The sequence below is a fragment of the Alteromonas nitratireducens genome, from assembly GCF_040812025.1.
Lineage (GTDB): Bacteria > Pseudomonadota > Gammaproteobacteria > Enterobacterales > Alteromonadaceae > Alteromonas > Alteromonas nitratireducens.
This window is the reverse complement of sequence record NZ_JBFNPK010000001.1, coordinates 106,191-125,156: the sequence shown is the minus strand read 5'-3', so window position 1 is coordinate 125,156 and position 18,966 is coordinate 106,191. Positions and strand designations below refer to the sequence as shown.

Below are 18,966 nucleotides of genomic sequence, written 5' to 3'. Positions count from 1 at the left end.
TCAGTGACTTTCCAGAGTGGTTTTCATTGCTTCAAGAGACGTTGCGGCACGCTCAAACTCGAAGTCATCAATATCGTTAATGATGGCCGTAACCTCGCTGCCAAAACGGCCCGACCGATAGGCGGAAAAGGCGAGCAGTGCATCATCATCAAGCCGGTTTTCCCTGACGCTGTGTAATAACTGACAGGTAATGGCGAGCAACGCGGATACATCCGTCTCTCCAGGCTCACTGATGGTGTCATCCTGATGGACCCACTCATTAAGCGACGCATATTCCCGTTCAATGTCAGTCAGTAGCTGCATCTCCAGCGCGCCCGCGCTCGCCTGCTCTTCCAGCTTTTTGAACTGTGCCATCAGTTTATTTAGACACAGATTACCGGCAACCCCTTTAAGCCCATGACTTAAGGCTTTCACCTCATCCAGGGCGTTTTGTGCAGCGGCGGACTTAAGCGCACTGAGCTTGACGCCGTCGCTGACAAAACGCGCAATTTCCTGGTGATGTATGGCCTGACTGCCCCACAGCATCTCGCCCTTTTTCTCATCAACACTGTGACTGGTAGCCGTTGCAGTAACACTGCCTGAGGACTTAACGTCAGCAACAGCATCAATGTTAAGTACCCGGGCGATTTCACGGGTCAGCAAACCGAAATCCACGGGTTTATTGGCAAAGCCTTCCATACCGGCCTCAAGCGCAGCCTGACGGTCCTGAACCAGCACGCTGGCGGTCAGCGCAACGATAGGTAATGCAGGCAGGCCCTGTTCTTTTTCATAGCGGCGTCGCATTCGCGATGCTTCAAGGCCATCAAGCACCGGCATCTGCAAGTCCATAAGCACCAGATCGATCCCTGGCGTGTGCATTTTTTCCAGTGCATCTTCTCCGTTTATTGCACTCATCACCTTGTGACCATGACGCTCAAGCAGCAACGTCAGTAACTCGACGTTCTGCTCAATATCATCGACCACCAGTACCGACAGCGGCGGCAGGACAACCGGCGAGGTCTCTTCGACCGTGACCGGTGATGTGCAGGCTGTGAGCGGTAACCGGAATGTAAAGGTACTGCCTTTCCCCAGTTCGCTGTGACATGAAATGGTGCCCCCCATCAGCTCAACAAGCTGTTTACTGATAGTGGTGCCCAGCCCGGTACCACCGTATTTTCGGCTCATGGATGCATCAGCCTGTGAGAAGGCGTCGAATACTTTAGCCGACTGCGCCGGGGTCATGCCGATGCCGGTATCCTCCACCACAAAGCAAATATGATTGCCGTCTGGGAAAATACGCACATCAACCCGACCGTTCTCGGTAAATTTCACCGCATTTCCCAGCAGGTTACTCAGCACCTGCCGGATCCGCTCGGGCACGCCATGGTACGCTTCGGCCAAATCAGCAGACATATCCAGCGATAAAGCGATGTTTTTTCGTTTTGCATCAAGCCAGAACGTGGAAATGACCATATCCACTTCTTCGGCCAGCAGAAAATCACGAAACTCCAGTTCGAGCTTGCCTTTATCCAGTTTCGCACTGTCGAGAATGTCATTTAACAAGTGCAGCAGGGAGCGAGCGGAACGATTAACCGTATTCAGGTGATCCTGGGTGGTTCCCGGCGTTGTCTCTGCCAGCAATAAATCAGTAAAGCCGATAATGGCGTTCATCGGTGTGCGAATTTCGTGACTCATATTCGCCAGAAAGGCGGCACGCGTTTCTGCCGCCTGCTCGGCCCGCTCTTTGGCTATTTTCAGCTCCTCCTCGATATCACGCCGTTCCGTAATATCCATAATAAAGCCGTCAAGCCACTTGATGTTGCCGTCATCATCTTTGGCATAGGTGCCGTGCTCACGCAGCCAGCGCAATTCTCCGCTGCGGTTATAAATACGGTATTCAAGCAGAAAGGACCCGCCGTCCGGATCAGCAGTAAGGCGGTCAATTTTCGCTTTATCGTCGGGATGGTAAAGATCATCGAAACTGATTTGTGGGGACGGCAGACAAAACGCAGCAGCCGGATAGCCAGTCACTGTTTCTGCGGCATCACTGATAAACACCATTGGCCAGCCTTTTTCATTCAGACAACGATAGGCGATACCGGGAATATTGCTGATGAACGAACGGAACTTCGCTTCACTCTCGCGTATCGCCTGCTCCATTTCAATCCGCTGTCGGATATCTGCGATAAACGCAACAAACAGCGGTTGGCGCCCCTCGGTTGAGTAACCGACACCCACCCGCACCGGCACCCGCTGGCCGTCCTTATCAACTGCCATCACATCACGGCTCTGCCCGACAATGCTGCTGAACTCTGAATGCGGAGACTGCGCAAAAAAGTCGCCGTCATACGCTGACCGACGCTCCTGAGGAATTATCACACTGACATGCTGGCCAACCAGTTCTTCCTGCTGATAGCCCAGAATAGTGGTAATGGCGGGATTTGCCGACACGACAATGCCGTTCGATGACACGGTGATAATGCCGTCCACCGCAGTGTCCATAATGGCTCGCTGAGTACGCTCACTTTCGGTCGCACGCTCGGTCACGTCTTTGTACTTAAGCAGCACGCTGACCCCGAGCACAATTGCAATCACAATGATGGTGAACGCGGCAACCCCCATCGCCAGGTACACAGAAATTTCCGCTGGCTGCTCAGACAACTCCAGACCAGGCGGCCTGACAAACCGCGCTGCAGCCATGCCGGTGTAGTGCATACCAGCAATTGCCGTTCCCATAATGGCACTGGCAATCAGGCTCTGGAGCCTGAGCGATGTATGCCACAATCTGGCAATGCCGAACTTCACCCACAGCGCCAGCATCGCGAGCACAACGGCAACAACAATCGACAGCAAAAATAATGGCATGCTGTAGCGTAATAGTGGAGCCAGTTGCATTGCCGCCATGCCGCTGTAATGCATGGTACCGATACCAGCGCCAACGAGCACGCCACTGATGAGGATCTGAAACAGCGTCAGATGAGATTTGGTCAGCTGGTTTAATGCAACCCCTGCGGCCAGAATGCCTGGAAAAGATGAAACAAAGGTAATGCCCACGTCGTAAGTAACCGGGGTACACAAAGCAAAGGCCAGCATGCCAACAAAATGCATTGCCCAAATGCCGCCACCAAGCGCCAGACTGCCCGCAATAAGCAGTATTCGCCGACGCTTTTTACTGTGGGTCGAGCCTGCCAGGCTGGCAACATTAAACGCCATGAATGACGCAAATATGGCGATAACCACCGACAATAAAACCAGTGCAGGATCATACATGCCGGTCAACAGAACGGAGCCATCAGGTATCTGAAAATATTCAATCATGCTTACTACTTATGCAAAACAAACATCGACACGGGAAAGGTTTCTCCCGTGCTATTGCAGATACCCTGTCAGACACCGGCAATCCTGTAACGAATATTACGTTACCCTAATAAAATTGGATTGCCTACACATTACCGGTGTCTCTGTTTTGCTGACATGAACTTTTTTTAATCGTGAGCACGATGGATGGAAAGTTTTCATCCGAATAGTTGCTGATTTTCTCACCACGGCCTGGTCGTACCATCTGCACTGGCGGGATTAGCATTATCAACAGACTTATACACAGATAATGTGGATAACTTGAAAATATAAACAAAAAAGCCTTGCGAAAAGCAAGGCTTAAATGTGGTTGCGGGAGCAGGATTTGAACCTACGACCTTCGGGTTATGAGCCCGACGAGCTACCAGACTGCTCCATCCCGCGTCTGTCAGGGTGTGTGTTGTTGTCACAACGCCACAAAATTTGGGGTTGGTTGCGGGAGCTGGATTTGAACCAACGACCTTCGGGTTATGAGCCCGACGAGCTACCAGACTGCTCCATCCCGCGCCAGAAATTCGCTTCGGCAGTGACCTGCCTTCAACGTGGGGCGTATTATACATAGCATCATTGCCTTGGCAAGTGCCCCACACCCGATTATTTCACTTTTTTGACTGTCTGCCGGTTTATTCGACAACATCGGGGGTTATCTGTTCAGAAAAACTTCTCCATTTTTTCTGCCAGCTGAAAATCGAGTTCACTCAGCCCGTCAACATCATGCGTTGTCAGGGTAACCTCTACCCGGTTGTAAACATTGAACCATTCAGGATGGTGGCGCAGTTTCTCTGCCCAGATAGCCATTTGCGACATCCAGCCAAACGCACGAATAAAACTTTTAAATGTGAATGTCTTTTTAATCGCGTCGCCGTCGCGTTGCCACGCGCCATTATCGCCTGCCAGTGTATTCAGTGACTCAAGCGCCTCTGCTATTTGTTGTTCGGTGTATTTTTCAGCCATGATGAGTTCCTGTTGTTTGTTAGGTGTTTTGGTATACGGGATCCTCGCTTAATCAGATGTAAACCGCTATACCTGTTCCACACATCATGATGCGCGCAGAGTAAGCCCCACTTTACGCCAGACAAAAAAAAGCCCGGCGAATAGCCGGGCTTTGATGCCATTATTGGTTAGAACTCAATAGCCAGTCTTGCGTAGATCTGACGTCCACGAGGATCATGTACTTTTGAGTCAAAGCCACTGTTTGTAAACACCTGAGGCGGCTTCTCATCAAACAGGTTGATACCACCTACGGTCAGTACATAGCTTGTCTGGGTGTCAAACAGGGTTCCCAGGTCGATATTGTACTGGGCGTCCACGGTCACGTAGCTGTCGATTTCATAGAAACCATTCACACAGCCGGCAGTGTTTGCCGTGCCGTCCGCACAGTTCTGATCGTCGTCATACGATGAGATGTAACGAACGAACACGTTGGCCGCGTGAATATCGTTTTTCCAGTTCAGGCCCACGTTCATACGCAGTTCCGGTGAAGACGTACCGATATTGTTGAAGTTACGGCGACCCGCACCATCGATTGAGCCGGCTTGCGGATCATTCAGGTCGTACTTGGTGATGTACGTACCCTGAATTGACGGTGTGAACGTACCCGCTTCAGTTTCCATACGGTAGCTTGATACAAAATCAAGGCCCGATGTTTCCAGCGAACTTGCGTTGACGAAGGTGCTGAAGACCTGAACCAACGGACCAGTCAGTGGGTCGCCTGCACGAACAACGCGATCCGGGTTGGTTGGATTTGCATTGAGCACTGCCTGCGCGTTTTCCTGGATAATCAGATCTTCAAACTCAAAGTTCCAGTAATCCAGTTCTACAGACAGGTCACGAATTGGCTCGTACGAGAAGCCGATGTTCCACGCAGTGGATTCTTCTGGCTTCAGGTTTTCGTTACCGGTAGTGCGCACTGCCACGAATGCCTGTGCCGCCTGCACCGGGTCAATCAGCTGCTGCAGGCTGGTTGAACCACCCTGGCTAAGGAACACGGTAGGTGCACGGAATGACGTAGACACCGAACCACGCAGCGACAGCTCGTCACTCACGCGATAGGTCATTGCCAGTTTAGGGTCAATGGTGTCACCGATGCTGCCGCCGTAATCTTCATAACGAACAGCCACCTGGACATCCCAGTCATCGGTCATCGGCAGGGCCAGTTCGGCAAACAGCGCCCAGACATCAATTTCGCCTGCGATATCAGGGTTACCGATAACGAAGGTGAAGCTGTCCTGGTTTGCCAGTGCGTCATAATCCTGACTCAGCTCATTTTTACGATACTGCGCGCCAATCGCCAGACCGGCATAGCCCGCATCCATTTCAAAGGCGTCAAATGAGGCGAACGCTTCAACCACTTCCAGGTCGCTCTTAGAATCAATAACCTCTTCGGCGGTAAATGAATCAATCACATACTGAGAGTTCGGCGCCGTGGTGTACGACGAGGCAAACGGGTTGAAATATTCACAGTTGCCTACCCCTGGTGTGCCGGTCAGCGGATTACACTGCGCACCACCCAGGCCCTGCAGAGCAAGCTGGAATTCAGTGTTCAGTACATCCGGTACACGGAACAGGAAGTCGTTGGTTGCCTTGGTATAGCTGAATTCCCAGAAACCTGCGCCCAGCTCACCGGTCAGGCTGGTGCTGAAGCGAACAGTATCCGATTCAGTATTCGCCGGATCGCCCTGGAAGCCGTTACCTTCAGCACGGCCAAAGAAGCTCACCGCCGTACCAAACGGGTTCTGCGGGTGTGTGGCCGGTACAATAGGTGACGTCAGAATCGGGAAGCTTGGCGCGCCGCCACGTTCTGCACGGTTACGGGCCGCACCAAATTCAGCCCGCCAGGTGATCTCGTCTGTCAGTTCATAAACTGCACTAACAAACATGTTCAGGCGGGACTCATCAGGCACATAGGAATAATACGGACCGAAGTCAAAGCCACACAGACCAACCTCAAGACCACCGGGCAGTGTGCCACTTGGTGCGCGTATGTCAGGATACCCTCCGAACTGTTCACAGCCGTACGGGTCGATTACCGGAATTGCGCCTAAGCCAGGAATTGGCAGGAAGTACGAACCGGGGTTACCCAGCGCACTGGTGTCGTCCTGAGGACGGCTCAGACGGCGGTCTGAGATAAATAACGGTGAACGGTTGGTGTAGCTGATCGCAGCCATCACATTGCCCTTGTCACCAGACATACCCCACAGCCCCTGCAGTACGTACTCTTTGTTGTCGCCGTGTGCGCCGTCCTGGTAGTCCATGGTGACCATGGCACCTTCGTAATTACGCTTGGTAATAAAGTTAACCACACCGGCAACCGCATCAGAACCGTACAGTGCGGACGCACCGTCTTTTACCACTTCCATGCGGTCAATGGCAATCATCGGTACCAGCGAACTGGTATCAACGAAGTTTAACCCTTCGTTGGTCTGCTGAGCGGTAACCACCTGACGGCGGTTGTTGAGCAGCACGAGAGTGGAAGCCACACCCAGACCACGCAGGTTAATGTTTGAGGTACCCGCCGTTGCGTTCTGCGTGAACGCATCAGGGTTATTCTCAGCACCGGTGTTAATGGTCAGCGTTTGCGTAATGTCGGCGATGTTTTTTGCACCAATCGCATCAATAGCAACACTGTCTACCACTGCAAGTGGTGAGGGAGAGTCAAAGTTGTCACTGCGACGAACAAAACTACCGGTGACCAGGATAAGTTCGACCTCTTTTTTCTCGGCTGTTTCTTCTTCCTGGTTTTCTTGTGCCTGAAGTACAAATGACGTAGAGAACAAAGCTGAACTGATTAACGCAGCAAGCGCTTTTTTTCGCGTTTTCATTTTCATTGTGTGGTTCCACTGTTTAAGGCCAATCACTACCCGGGCGTGTCACTGTTGCCGCAAGCGATCAGCACTGAACTGTCTGCTTGTTATTTGAGACGACGACTGTCTGTCTCATCATTGATGGTAAGACGCATATCCCATTTTGTAAATTGAATGTAAATAATATGTTTTCATTAGTTTAAGCGATGGTCTGACCAGATAACGCGCAAATTTCTGGCGATTTCCTCGTCTTCAACGCCCTGTAAAACGCACATAACGCCGGTAACAATTACGCTACCGGGCAATCCACACATGAATGCAAAAAATATAGTCAATATTTTTCAATAACTTACAACAATTTCATTTTGGAACAGAATTTGATTTCTCAGATAGAGGACGAACAAAGAGATTGCCAGGTGCCTTATCGCCAGGCTGTTCTGCTGATCCACATTATGACAATGATCAGGGGGATAGTTACACGCTGTAACATGTTTTCTGCGTGCTCAACGGGAACATTCATGTTGCTGATAATCACTATTGGCCACTTCTCGGGTTCTTTCACACCATGTCAGACACTGACAGGTGTTGTGCTATGACAAAAGAAGGAGGAAACAATGGGTAAGCTAACGCTATTGTCGTTAATAAAACGGGTGAACGCGTTTTTACTGATTTGCGGTGTACTTGTTGTCACCGGCTGTGCAACGGTTGAAGGGCTGGGTGAAGACATTGAGTCTGCCGGTGATGCCGTTGAGGATGCGGCAGAAGACGCCTCATAACGCCCACTGCGTACCAGAGCAATAGCTCTGGTACGCGTATTACGCCCATCAGGCTGGCTTAGGCACCGCCAGCATCAGGAACTGACCGGTCAGCACAGGGTTACCGGTACGCTGATTAATACAGTCGGCTTTCATTCGGTACAGCATGCCCAGTTTTTTTTCCTTTATTTCTTCCAGCACAAATGAAAACCGGATTGCATCATTACATTTTACCGGCTCAAGAAACCTCAGCGTATCCAAACCGTAATTGATCACCTGTGCAATCGTCGGGTCCGGCGCAACAACATTATCGAATGCACAGGGCATCAATGACGCCGTCATAAAGCCATGAGCGATGGTCGTGCCAAACGGACTTTCTCTCTCACATCGCTCAGGATCGATGTGGATCCACTGATGGTCGCCCGTCGCATCAGCAAACCGGTTAATTGCGTCCTGAGTAATCGTACGCCATTCAGCTTCTTCCAGCTTGTCGCCGGGTTTTAACATAGACAATGTTTTCATTTTACTAACCCACTCTTAACTTTTTTTCTCACACTACTATTAAGCGGTTGAATATTACAACTAAGTTTTAATAATATAGGTTTATAAATGTTGCGCCAACACCGTTACTTCAGGATGTGGTTATGAATTTAAACCGAATCGACCTTAATTTGTTCGCCGTTTTTGATGCTATCTATACGGCAGGCAGCCTCACAAAAGCCGCCGACGTACTGTGTATTACGCAACCAGCCGTCAGTAACTCACTGGCGCGTCTCAGAGAAATGCTGAACGACCCGCTGTTTGTCCGTACCGGGCATTCAATGACCCCAACCCCGGTTGCACAGAATATTATTGTCCCTGCCCGCCAGGCGCTGGCACTGTTGCGAAAAAGCGTTCAGGAGAGCCAGGTTTTTGACCCGCTTACTGCAGAAAAAGCATTTAATTTCGCCAGTCGTGATTTATTGGAAGTCGTGATTCTGCCCCGTTTGATGGCGCGCGTTCAGAATCTCGCCCCCAATATCAGCATTACCAATTACGAACTGGCCCGCAGTCAGGTGGTCTCTGCCATGGCCAGTGGTAATCTCGACTTTTTTGCCGACGCATCGGCGTTTACCGATCCTCACCTGCGCAAAGAAAAAATAGCCCAGGATCGACTGGTCGTCATGGCGAGAAAAAATCATCCGGCCTTAAAGCAAGGGCTCGACCTGGATACCTTCCTGCGGCTTGGTCACATTAATGTTTCTCATCGTAAATCCGGTGCCGGTCCGATTGAAATTGCACTGGATAAGCTGGGTAAACGCCGCAAGGTAGTCATGCGCGGTCAGCATTTTCTGACGGTACCCAGCGCCATCGCGAAAACTGATCTGGTAGCGTGCCTGCCCTACCATCTTGCAAAACACTACGATTTAGCCATTTACGAACTGCCCTTTGATGTGCCACCGGTAGAGTACTTCCTGTACTGGCATGTGAGTGCAGACCATGACAATGCACATAAGTGGATGCGTGAACAAATCGTAGAAATCGCGACGGCTTATAAACCGCACTAGACAGTTCCCTCTGGCGGGTATCACTTTTGATACCCGCGTATCATTTTTTTACTGTCCCGCCGGTATGTAATGGCATTTACTGGCGCATAAGGGAAGTCATTGCCATGCAGGACGTTGTTGTAAATGAAAAAAATAATAAAAACTGTAGTGATACTGTGCGCCGCCGGGGTATCAGGCTATGCCAATGCCGACATCTCAAAAACACTTTCTGGGTTTTGTGATCTGGTTGAAAAAAATGATAAAGGACAGCTACGTAATAAAATGCGTATCGTCACATCAAACTATCGGTTAAGCCTCAAAGATTATTACGCCGGTGTGAGTTGTAACGGTAACAGCCTTATCCGAACCGCATTATTAAGTAATGCCGTTGAGGCTGGCACATTACTGGTAAGAATGATGCCGAAAAGTGATCTCACGGCGCCGGAGCAGGATGGTCTCACGCTGCTGACCTGGGCAAATCAGCATGGCTTGCAGAACAGTCCCATTGTCAGAGTCATTGACGAGCGAATATAGCGATTGTCAGTCATTTTTCCAAAGCGGCTTTATTGCCGCTTTTTTAATAACATCAAGTCGTACAGATTTGATCAGTAACACGCATCACTCCACATTAAACACTTTGATATCTAATTAATAACTACAACAAACGCCACACCCCATCCTTTTTCACCACCAAAAGGAAATACCATAACCCACTGTTTAATAGACAGTTAAATTCATTCCTACTTGCAAAACCTGCCAATAAAGCTGGGTATAAAAAAACATAACTACGTATATGGATGCATGTTTTTTGTTCGGTTTGTTTATTTTTTAATTAGTTACACATCGAACGATTTTCACCAACAGAAGGAAATAACCATGTTGAAACACGTTACCACTTCTCTTGTTCTGACCATCGCCTCGCTGGGTTTTGCGAGTACCGCAAGTGCAGGCGTTGAAGATGATCTTGCTAACATCTGCACGATTGTTCAGGCTGACGACAAAGGCGAGTTACGCAAAAAAATGCGTCGGGTACAAATGGATTATCGTCTGAAACTGCATGATTACTACACCGGCATCACCTGCGACGGCAACAGCCTGATCCGCACCGCGGTGCTGAACAACGCCGTTGAGGCGGGTACATTGCTGGTTAAGAAAATGCCGAGCCGCGATTTGGAAATGCCAGAGGCTGATGGAAAAACCCTGCAGGCCTGGATTGCTGAGAATGGGTTGCAGGACAGTCCCATCGCCGCGGAACTCGAAGACCGTATTTAAAACGGATAAGAATAACAATCACACCATGTGAAGCCATTTCAACATGGTCGCGGAGTTCGCTCCGCCTCAGTGGCTCCCTCCCGGGAGCCACACCTTTTTATGACGTATTATTTTTTATACCTGGTTATAAATAATATTGTCGATTAATTGCACAACCTCAGGAATAATCCGCGCCGCTTGACCACGCGGTGTGGTTTTTTTGAGGAATATCCCATGTTGAAATCAATGCTTTCTGTTACTGCCCTTACCCTGGTATTCACTGGCGCCGCGCACGCTGATGTAAGTGATGCACTGGCCAATATCTGCACCATCGTGAAGGCAGATGATAAAGGTGAACTGCGTAAAAAAATGACTGACGTGCAAAAAGACTACCGTCTGTCTCTGCAGGATTACTACTCTGCTATTTCATGTGAAGGTAACAGCCTGATCAGAACCGCAGTACTGAACAACGCCGTTGAATCAGGCACACTGCTGGTTAAGAAAATGCCTAAAGGCGACCTGAGCCAGCCAGAAGCTGACGGCAAGACACTGCAGGCGTGGATTGAAGAAAACGGCCTGCAGCAAAACGCCGTTGCCCAGGTGCTTGCAGAGCGCATCTAACCGGTAAAGACAACAAAAAAGGGTGCACAGTGTGCACCCTTTTTTATTGGAGAGGTAACCCATGCTGTTACTGCTGCGTAGAGAACATCTCTTCTGGCATGGCCATCAGATTGTCAGACCCCGACTGGATTGCCGACACCAGTGACCGTGTGCGCGTCAGCAGTCGGTCGAAATAGAACCCACAGGTGTGCAGCTTAGCCTGATAAAAGTCTTTCTCAGAGGAACCTGCATCCAGCGCTTCCTGCGCTTTAACTGCCATTTTAAGCCAAAAATACGCCACCGTGACATAACCTGAGTACATCAGATAATCAACCGCAGCTGCACCCAGTTCATCCGGGTTACTCGCCGCTGCTTTACCAATATCCATGGTCAGTTGCTGCCACTCGTCAAGGTGCGAGCTGAGCGCATTTGTCCACTTACTGAACTGTGCCTGACCACGCAGTGAGTCGGTGAATTCACGTACTTCCTGAACAAACACGTTGAGCAATTCGCCATTAGAGCCCATAACCTTACGGGCCAGCAGGTCAATCGCCTGGATCCCGGTTGTCCCTTCATACATCGTGCAGATACGCGTATCCCGTGCCAGTTGCTCCATGCCCCATTCTTTAATGTAGCCGTGGCCACCGTACACCTGCATACCGTAGCTTGTCGTTTCCTGCGCGGTTTCTGTTAGAAACGCTTTAACGATAGGCGTCAGGAACGCCAGCTTGGCATCTGCCACTTGCTTCTCTGTCTCATCTGAACCGTACAGGGTCAGGTCCACCATCTGCATGCAGTAGAACGCCAGCGCACGGTTACCTTCGGCAAATGCTTTCTGGGTCAGCAGCATGCGACGCACATCAGGGTGAACAATGATTGGGTCGGCAGGGCCTTCCGGATTTTTCTTGCCGGTCAGTGCGCGGAATTGCAGACGGTCTTTGGCATAGCGAAGCGCGCCCTGGAACGTCGCTTCAGAGGCCGCAAGACCTTCTACACCGGTGCCGATACGGGCCTGGTTCATGAACGTAAACATGCAGTTCAGACCGCGATTTGGCTCACCAATCAGATAGCCTTTCGCACCGTCAAAGTTGATCACGCAGGTCGGGCTCGCATGGATCCCCATCTTGTGCTCAATGCTGCCGCAGTGAACGGCATTACGGTCCAGCTTCTCACCGTCTTCCGACACGTTAAACTTAGGTACAACGAACAACGAAATACCCTTGGTACCCGCCGGCGCGTCTGGCAGACGTGCCAGAACAATGTGAACGATGTTTTCAGAAAAATCGTGCTCACCCGCTGAGATAAAGATTTTCGTTCCTGTCAGGCTGTAGCTGCCATCGTCATTAGGCTCAGCTTTACATTTCAGCATCCCCAAATCAGAGCCGCAGTGCGCCTCAGTCAGACACATCGTGCCGGTCCAGGTACCTTCAACCAGTTTCGGCAGGAAACGCGCCTGCTGCTCTTCAGAGCCGTGAGCACGCAGTGTCGCCATACAGCCGGCGCTGAGTCCGGGATACATCGCCCACGCGTGGTTAGCGCCTGAAAACCATTCAGCAATACAGGAAGCCAGTGAATACGGCAGCCCCTGACCACCGAACTCTTCAGGCTGAGAGATACCAGGCCAGCCGCCTTCCACGTATTGCTGGTAAGCTTCTTTGAAACCTGCCGGAGTCGTAACAACACCGTCTTCCCATTTACAGCCTTCCTGATCACCCGACGCATTCAGGGGTGCCAGACTGTTTTCGGCAAACTTCGCGGCCTCTGCAAAAATTGCAGAGGTCAAATCGTCAGACAAATCGTTGAAACCCAGTTTCTGATAATGTGCCTGCGCACCGAGAAGTTCATTCAGAACGAACAGCGCATCGCGCTGTGGAGCTTTGTAATCTTGCATGGTAACACCTATATCACTTCAAACAGGCCAGCGGCACCCATGCCGCCACCTATACACATGGTACAAACAACGAATTTCGCACCACGTCGCTTACCTTCAATCAGCGCATGGCCGACCATCCGGGCACCACTCATACCATAAGGATGGCCGATCGAAATTGCGCCGCCATTAACATTGAGTAATTCATTCGGGATGCCAAGCTTTTGCTGGCAGTACAACACCTGTACGGCAAAGGCTTCGTTCAGCTCCCACAGTCCGATATCGTCCATCGTCAACCCATGCTGTTTTAACAGTTTAGGGATGGCGAAGACCGGACCAATGCCCATCTCATCGGGCTCACAACCGGCAACCGCAATACCGCGGAAAATACCCAGCGGAGCAACGCTGGCAGATGCCGCAGTTTTGTCATCCATCACCACACAGGCGCTGGCACCGTCTGATAACTGACTGGCGTTACCGGCAGTAATGCAGCCTCCCTCGATAACAGGCTTAAGGCTTTGCAAGCCTTCCAGCGTGGTATCGGCGCGATTCCCTTCGTCTTTGGTCAGAGTAACGGTTTGCTCAGACGTTTCACCGGTTTCTTTATCAACCACAATTTTGACCGTCTCAAGCGGCACAATTTCGTCGTCAAAATAGCCCGCCTGTTGCGCGGCTGCGGTGCGCTGCTGACTTTGCAGACCGTATGCATCCTGCTCTTCACGGCTGATGTTATAGCGCTTCGCCACGACCTCAGCAGTTTGCAGCATCGGCATATAAATGTCAGGATGCTTCGCAATCAGCGCCGGATCGGTAGCACGGTAGGTATTCATGTTTTTGTTCTGAACCAGTGAAATCGAATCGAGACCTCCGGCAACCATAACGTCCGCTTCACCGACACGAATTCGGTTAGCCGCCGTTGCAATCGCAAACATGCCGGAACTGCACTGTCTGTCCAGCGTCATACCGCTAACCTGAACAGGCAGGCCACCTGCCAGCGCGGCAAGACGACCAATATTCATGCTGCCTGTACCCTGTGTCAGCGCACACCCCATGATCACGTCATCAATTTTATCTTTGTCGACACCCGCACGGGCCACCGCATGCGCAATGGCATGACCACCCATTGACGGTGCCGGCAAATTGTTGAATGCCCCTTTGTATGCACGTCCGATTGGTGTGCGTGCTGTACTGACAATTACCGCATCTCTCATGCGTGGTCTCCTTTTCGATAAGCTGCAAGCTTTGACTTGTCTGCGGCCAGGCGGCGTAACAGCTCACATGGCTGTAACCACATGTCTCCGTAGTCACCCAGCGCCTTCTGATAATGTTCGAGGCGTTCCATCAGTGTGGCCAGCCCGATTTCATCGGCGTAGTGCATCGGACCACCACGGTAAACCGGGAAGCCGTAGCCATAAACGTAAATCACATCAATGTCACTTGGCTTCGCGGCAATACCTTCATCCAGGATCTGGATCCCTTCATTAATCAGGGTGTACATGCAGCGAACCAGGATCTCTTCGTCAGAGATGTCATCACGACGTTGTATTCCCAGACGCGCGGCCTCTTCCTCAGCAATCCGGATGACGTCGGGATCCGACACCGGCACGCGGCTGCCTTCTTCGTATAAATAGATGCCTTTTCCGGCTTTCAGACCAACCCGCCCCTGCTCTACCAGACGATCAGAAATCACGCCATACGAAGGGTCGTGGGCGATATGTTCCTGACGCGACTGACGGACGTAATAACCAATGTCCAGCCCGGCCATATCCCCCATAGTGAACGGTCCCATCGGCATGCCGAAGTCGGTCATGACCTTGTCTACCTGCTGAGGGGTTGCGCCTTCCAGCACAAGACGGTTCGCTTCCCGCCCGTACGGCTCAAGCATGCGGTTACCGACAAAGCCAAAGCATACGCCAACCAGCACGGCCACTTTCTTGATGCGTTTGGCCATATTCATACAGGTTTTAATGACATCAGCTCCGGTGGTATCCGTTTTCACCACTTCAAGCAGCTTCATGACGTTGGCAGGAGAGAAGAAATGCAGACCAATCACGTCCTGTGGACGAGAGGTCACGGCGGCAATTTCATTGACATCCAGTGTAGATGTATTTGACGCCAGAATTGCTCCCGGCTTACAGACTTTATCCAGGGTTTTGAATACGTCCTGCTTCACCGACAGCTTCTCAAATACCGCTTCAATGACCAGATCAACATCCGCTATGGCGTTAAAGTCGGTTGAAGGGGTCAGTAACGCCATGCGCTCTTCTACCTGTTGCGCTGTCAGCTTGCCTTTTTTCGCGGAGTTTTCGTAATTACGGCGGATAACTGCCAGGCCGCGATCAAGCGCTTCCTGTTCCCGCTCAACCATAATGACCGGAATACCGACATTGGCGAAATTCATCGCAATACCGCCGCCCATGGTACCGGCTCCGATAATGGCAACACTTTCAATTTTTCTCGTCGGCGTGTCTTTATTAAAGTCTGACAGGTGTGATGCCGCCCGCTCAGCAAAGAAGAAATGCTGCTGTGCCCGCGCCTGTGGCGTCGCCATGCACTCCATAAACAGCCTGCCTTCTTCGGCCAGTCCGTCTTTAAATGGCAGGGTATACGCGCCTTTCACCGCCTCAATGCATTTGTGCGGTGCGAAGAAGCCACGCATTTTCTTAGCGGTAAACGCAGACACCTCGTCAAACACCGCCGATACTTTTTCATCCATCGTCAGCGTAATGTCACAGGTACGCTTAACGGGCTGACTTTTAATGCTGTCGATAAATGCCAGGGCATCGTCTTTAAGATGTTCCAGGCTGTCTGAGATTTTATCGAACACGCCCGTGGTCTTGAGTACAGATTCAGGTTTACCACTGACAATCATGTTCAGCGCAATATGCGCGTCGGTCAGACGGGGCAGACGCTGAGTTCCGCCCGCACCGGGAAGAATGCCCAGGTTGACTTCAGGCAGACCAATTTTATTTGACGCAACAGTGACCCGATAGTGGCACGCCAGCGCCAGTTCGAGGCCCCCGCCAAATGCCGGTCCCGGCATAACAGCGACGACCGGCTTAGCGGCCTGCTCAATCTCATCAAGTACATCGGGAAGGTTCGGTGGCTTAGGACCTGACGCGAACTCACTGATATCGGCACCCGCACTGAACAATGGCAGCGCAGAGGTGATAACAATGGCCTCAACGGCATCATCAGCAACCGCGTCACGTAAGCTTTGCTGAATGCCGGTGCGTAACGCGTAAGACAGGGCATTTACTGGCCCATTGTTCATAGTAATGGTTGCGATCCCGCCACTTACTTCATAACGGACCACATTTTCAGAGGGTGTCGTCATAACATTATTCCTGTTAGCCATAGCACTCTGATGGTAGGGCAGCCACACCAATCATCCAAGTTTATTGATGTTATAGACATTCATCATGAATTTTAATAGTGAACGCAATCCATTGTTACCACGGTGATTCGGCGACAGCCCTCGTCAATCATGAGATTACGCGCAATTGACAGTGCTCCACCCGGGTGCTTTTTATAGACACTGACAATATCAAATAGGACACACTATGGACTCGTTACTCGACTTTCGTAATCACACTGTACTGATCACTGGTGCGGCCAACGGTTTCGGCCGCATGCTGGCACATGAACTGGCTACCCGCGGGGCGAATCTGGTCCTCAGCGATATCGATGAGGCAAATCTCGATGCGGTGAAACGCGCGCTGTCAGCATTAACCCCGGTTGTCACCGTTGCGGGCAGCGTCGCTGACGAGTCGCTGGGTAAAGCTCTGGTTGATGCGGCCATGACAGAGTTCGGCCAGTTGGATATTGCCGTTAACAATGCGGGTATTGCTCATCAGCCTGCACCCACACATGAACTGACCGAAGCGGTGATTGACCTGCAAATGGCGGTGAACGTTAAAGGCGTCATGTTTGGCATGAAATACCAGATCCCTGCCATGTTAAAACAAGGCCGCGGACACATTTTGAATGTCAGCTCGCTGGCAGGACTTGGAGGCGCTCCCAAAGGAGCCGCCTACGCGGCGGCAAAGCATGCCGTGGCCGGCGTAACCCGTACCGCGGCCGTCGAATATGGCAGGAAAAACGTACGCGTAAACGCGATCTGTCCGTTTTACAGTCCAACTAACATTCTGAATATTGATGGCTATGACTCAGACGAGGCGCGGGCTCAGCTGGCTATGGGCAGTCCGATGAAGCGCCTCGCTGATCCCCAGGAAGTGGTCAATGCGATGCTGCTGATTTTATCGCCGGGCAACAGTTATATGAATGGGCAAACCATTGCTATCGATGGTGGTGTGACAGCCTGGTAAGCACACAAACGTATAATTTTTTATACGTGCGTATCATACAGTGTCTTTTTTCTTTTACCAGCATTGGCTTAAATGAGGGTGAACAAACAACAAAACCGACTGATGGCGTGTCGCTGACACGCCAGATGTTGGACCAGAAGCCGATGAAAAAGACACAACTGACAACAATGATGATGCTTTGCACGCTTGCAATAAGTGCATCCGCGGTGGCGGTGCCGATGCAGGACGAGTCATTGTCATTAGAGAAGAAACCTCGCTCGCACACTGTGTCTTTTGAACTGCTGCGTCAGAGTTCGGATGCATCGCGCGAGAATCAGCCTCAGGTTGAAAACAACACCCTCTTCCAGCGTGCACTCCCAGGCAGCGGACAATAATCACAGCGGACTTCCTACTTAAAGTCGTCACAATCTCTGATTTTTATTGGAAATTTATATCGCAGTCGGCCGGTTTCGCGTTTAAAACGGATGCAGGCGGACCGGCGCCGTGCAGATCGCACAGCGCCGTATCGCTTTCAGGGAACCAGGACCATTTTGCCCTTAACCTGTCGGTTCATTACCTTGTCCAGGGCTTTGGTAGCGTCGCTGAGCGGCAAGGCTTCATCCACCACCACTTTGACTTTTCCTTCAACATACCAGCTCAGCAGTTCCTGCATATTTTGCGCAAACACCTTAGGCTGTTTCTGCGTAAATACGCCCCAGAATACGCCGACCAGAGAATAGCCTTTCACCAGTGCCAGGTTGACCGGAAATTTTGGAATATCTCCGCTGGCAAAGCCGACGACCAGTAACCGGCCTCCCCACGCCATACTGCGACTGCATGCATGAAAAGTATCGCCGCCCACACACTCATACACCACATCGGCCCCCTTACCGTCCGTGACGTCTTTGAGCGTCTCTTTCAGATCGTGTTCCTTGTAGTTAATCAGTACATCTGCGCCATTCGCTTTTGCCAGTGCCAGCTTTTCCTCGGTTGAACATACGGCAATCACCCGGGCGCCGAGCGCTTTACCAATCTGCACTGCAGCCAGCCCCGTACCACCCGCAGCGCCGGTGACAACCAGTGTTTCACCCGGCTGGATCTGCGCACGCTGTTTCAGAGCGTGATGCGCGGTAGCGTGTGCTGTCACCAGCGCCGCCGCCTCCTGCGTAGGAATAGGATCAGGTAATGGCATTACCTGCATCGCCGGCACGCAAACTTTTTCTGCATAGCCACCCAGGTTGCTGATGGCAATGACCCGCTGTCCGGGTGTCAGGTGACTCACGCCCTCGCCTACTTCAGCCACGGTTCCGGCGACTTCTGTGCCCGGCACAAAAGGAAACTCCGGCTGTAACTGGTATAGCCCCTGCACCAGCAGGCCGTCGGGAAAGTTAACGCCAGCGGCCTCTACGTTTATCACGACCTGACCTTTACCGGCAACGGCATCCGCCACATCGGTATAGCGCAGCTGCTCAATGGGTCCGAATTCTTCACATACAATTGCTTTCATGTTTACTCCTT

15 protein-coding genes and 2 tRNA genes are annotated in these 18,966 nt (G+C 51.3%); 7 read left to right on the top strand and 10 right to left on the bottom strand.

Annotated elements, in window-relative coordinates; genetic code table 11:
* The 5 genes from AB1N33_RS00570 to AB1N33_RS00550 form a co-directional block, all read right to left on the bottom strand.
* Positions 1-3,297, bottom strand: a complete 3,297-nt coding sequence (locus tag AB1N33_RS00570) for an MHYT domain-containing protein (RefSeq protein WP_411269578.1) — start codon at positions 3,295-3,297, stop codon at positions 1-3.
* Positions 3,298-3,643: 346 nt separating this feature from the next.
* A tRNA-Met gene (locus AB1N33_RS00565) sits at positions 3,644-3,720 on the bottom strand.
* Between the two features lie 46 nt (positions 3,721-3,766).
* Positions 3,767-3,843, bottom strand: a tRNA-Met gene (locus tag AB1N33_RS00560).
* A 144-nt stretch (positions 3,844-3,987) separates the two neighbouring features.
* A complete protein-coding gene (locus AB1N33_RS00555; protein ID WP_411269577.1) occupies positions 3,988-4,290 on the bottom strand; it encodes a 4a-hydroxytetrahydrobiopterin dehydratase in 303 nt (100 codons plus the stop codon).
* A 167-nt stretch (positions 4,291-4,457) separates the two neighbouring features.
* Complete coding sequence (locus AB1N33_RS00550) at positions 4,458-7,163, bottom strand: TonB-dependent receptor plug domain-containing protein (protein ID WP_411269576.1); 2,706 nt, start codon at positions 7,161-7,163, stop codon at positions 4,458-4,460.
* Positions 7,164-7,753: 590 nt separating this feature from the next.
* On the opposite strand from AB1N33_RS00550, the gene AB1N33_RS00545 reads away from it, so the two are divergent.
* Positions 7,754-7,915 (top strand): entericidin A/B family lipoprotein, encoded by a 162-nt coding sequence (locus AB1N33_RS00545; RefSeq protein ID WP_411269575.1) that lies wholly within the window; start codon positions 7,754-7,756, stop codon positions 7,913-7,915.
* 48 nt (positions 7,916-7,963) lie between these two features.
* Here the strand turns inward: AB1N33_RS00545 and AB1N33_RS00540 are convergent, their stop codons facing one another.
* Positions 7,964-8,416 (bottom strand): MaoC family dehydratase, encoded by a 453-nt coding sequence (locus AB1N33_RS00540; protein ID WP_411269574.1) that lies wholly within the window; start codon positions 8,414-8,416, stop codon positions 7,964-7,966.
* Between the two features lie 122 nt (positions 8,417-8,538).
* On the opposite strand from AB1N33_RS00540, the gene AB1N33_RS00535 reads away from it, so the two are divergent.
* The 4 genes from AB1N33_RS00535 (at position 8,539) to AB1N33_RS00520 (ending at position 11,292) form a co-directional block, all read left to right on the top strand.
* Entirely contained in the window at positions 8,539-9,441 is a 903-nt protein-coding gene (locus tag AB1N33_RS00535) for a LysR family transcriptional regulator (RefSeq protein ID WP_411269573.1), read from the top strand.
* 123 nt (positions 9,442-9,564) lie between these two features.
* Positions 9,565-9,954: a DUF3718 domain-containing protein gene (locus AB1N33_RS00530; protein WP_411269572.1), complete on the top strand. Its 390-nt coding sequence runs from the start codon at positions 9,565-9,567 to the stop codon at positions 9,952-9,954.
* A gap of 342 nt (positions 9,955-10,296) precedes the next feature.
* Positions 10,297-10,692 (top strand): DUF3718 domain-containing protein, encoded by a 396-nt coding sequence (locus tag AB1N33_RS00525; protein WP_411269571.1) that lies wholly within the window; start codon positions 10,297-10,299, stop codon positions 10,690-10,692.
* Between the two features lie 213 nt (positions 10,693-10,905).
* Positions 10,906-11,292 carry a DUF3718 domain-containing protein gene (locus AB1N33_RS00520; protein WP_411269570.1) on the top strand — a complete coding sequence of 129 codons (387 nt, stop codon included), beginning with the start codon at positions 10,906-10,908 and terminating at the stop codon, positions 11,290-11,292.
* A 67-nt stretch (positions 11,293-11,359) separates the two neighbouring features.
* On the opposite strand, the gene AB1N33_RS00515 is transcribed toward AB1N33_RS00520, so the two are convergent.
* Genes AB1N33_RS00515 through AB1N33_RS00505 form a run of 3 tightly spaced genes read right to left on the bottom strand, consistent with a single transcriptional unit; the run spans position 11,360 to position 16,478 of the window.
* Positions 11,360-13,162: an acyl-CoA dehydrogenase C-terminal domain-containing protein gene (locus tag AB1N33_RS00515; protein ID WP_411269569.1), complete on the bottom strand. Its 1,803-nt coding sequence runs from the start codon at positions 13,160-13,162 to the stop codon at positions 11,360-11,362.
* An 8-nt stretch (positions 13,163-13,170) separates the two neighbouring features.
* Positions 13,171-14,352: an acetyl-CoA C-acyltransferase gene (locus tag AB1N33_RS00510; protein WP_411269568.1), complete on the bottom strand. Its 1,182-nt coding sequence runs from the start codon at positions 14,350-14,352 to the stop codon at positions 13,171-13,173.
* Complete coding sequence (locus AB1N33_RS00505) at positions 14,349-16,478, bottom strand: 3-hydroxyacyl-CoA dehydrogenase NAD-binding domain-containing protein (RefSeq protein ID WP_411269567.1); 2,130 nt, start codon at positions 16,476-16,478, stop codon at positions 14,349-14,351. The genes AB1N33_RS00510 and AB1N33_RS00505 overlap by 4 nt, the downstream gene beginning before the upstream one ends.
* Positions 16,479-16,704: 226 nt before the next feature.
* Here AB1N33_RS00505 and AB1N33_RS00500 point away from each other — a divergent pair, with 226 nt between their 5' ends.
* Positions 16,705-17,469 carry an SDR family NAD(P)-dependent oxidoreductase gene (locus AB1N33_RS00500; RefSeq protein ID WP_411269566.1) on the top strand — a complete coding sequence of 255 codons (765 nt, stop codon included), beginning with the start codon at positions 16,705-16,707 and terminating at the stop codon, positions 17,467-17,469.
* Positions 17,470-17,612: 143 nt separating this feature from the next.
* On the top strand, positions 17,613-17,843 hold the full coding sequence (locus AB1N33_RS00495) for a hypothetical protein (RefSeq protein WP_411269565.1): 231 nt from the start codon (positions 17,613-17,615) through the stop codon (positions 17,841-17,843).
* Between the two features lie 137 nt (positions 17,844-17,980).
* Here AB1N33_RS00495 and AB1N33_RS00490 read toward each other — a convergent pair whose 3' ends face one another.
* Positions 17,981-18,955, bottom strand: a complete 975-nt coding sequence (locus AB1N33_RS00490; RefSeq protein ID WP_411269564.1) for an NADPH:quinone oxidoreductase family protein — start codon at positions 18,953-18,955, stop codon at positions 17,981-17,983.
* Positions 18,956-18,966: the final 11 nt, after the last annotated feature.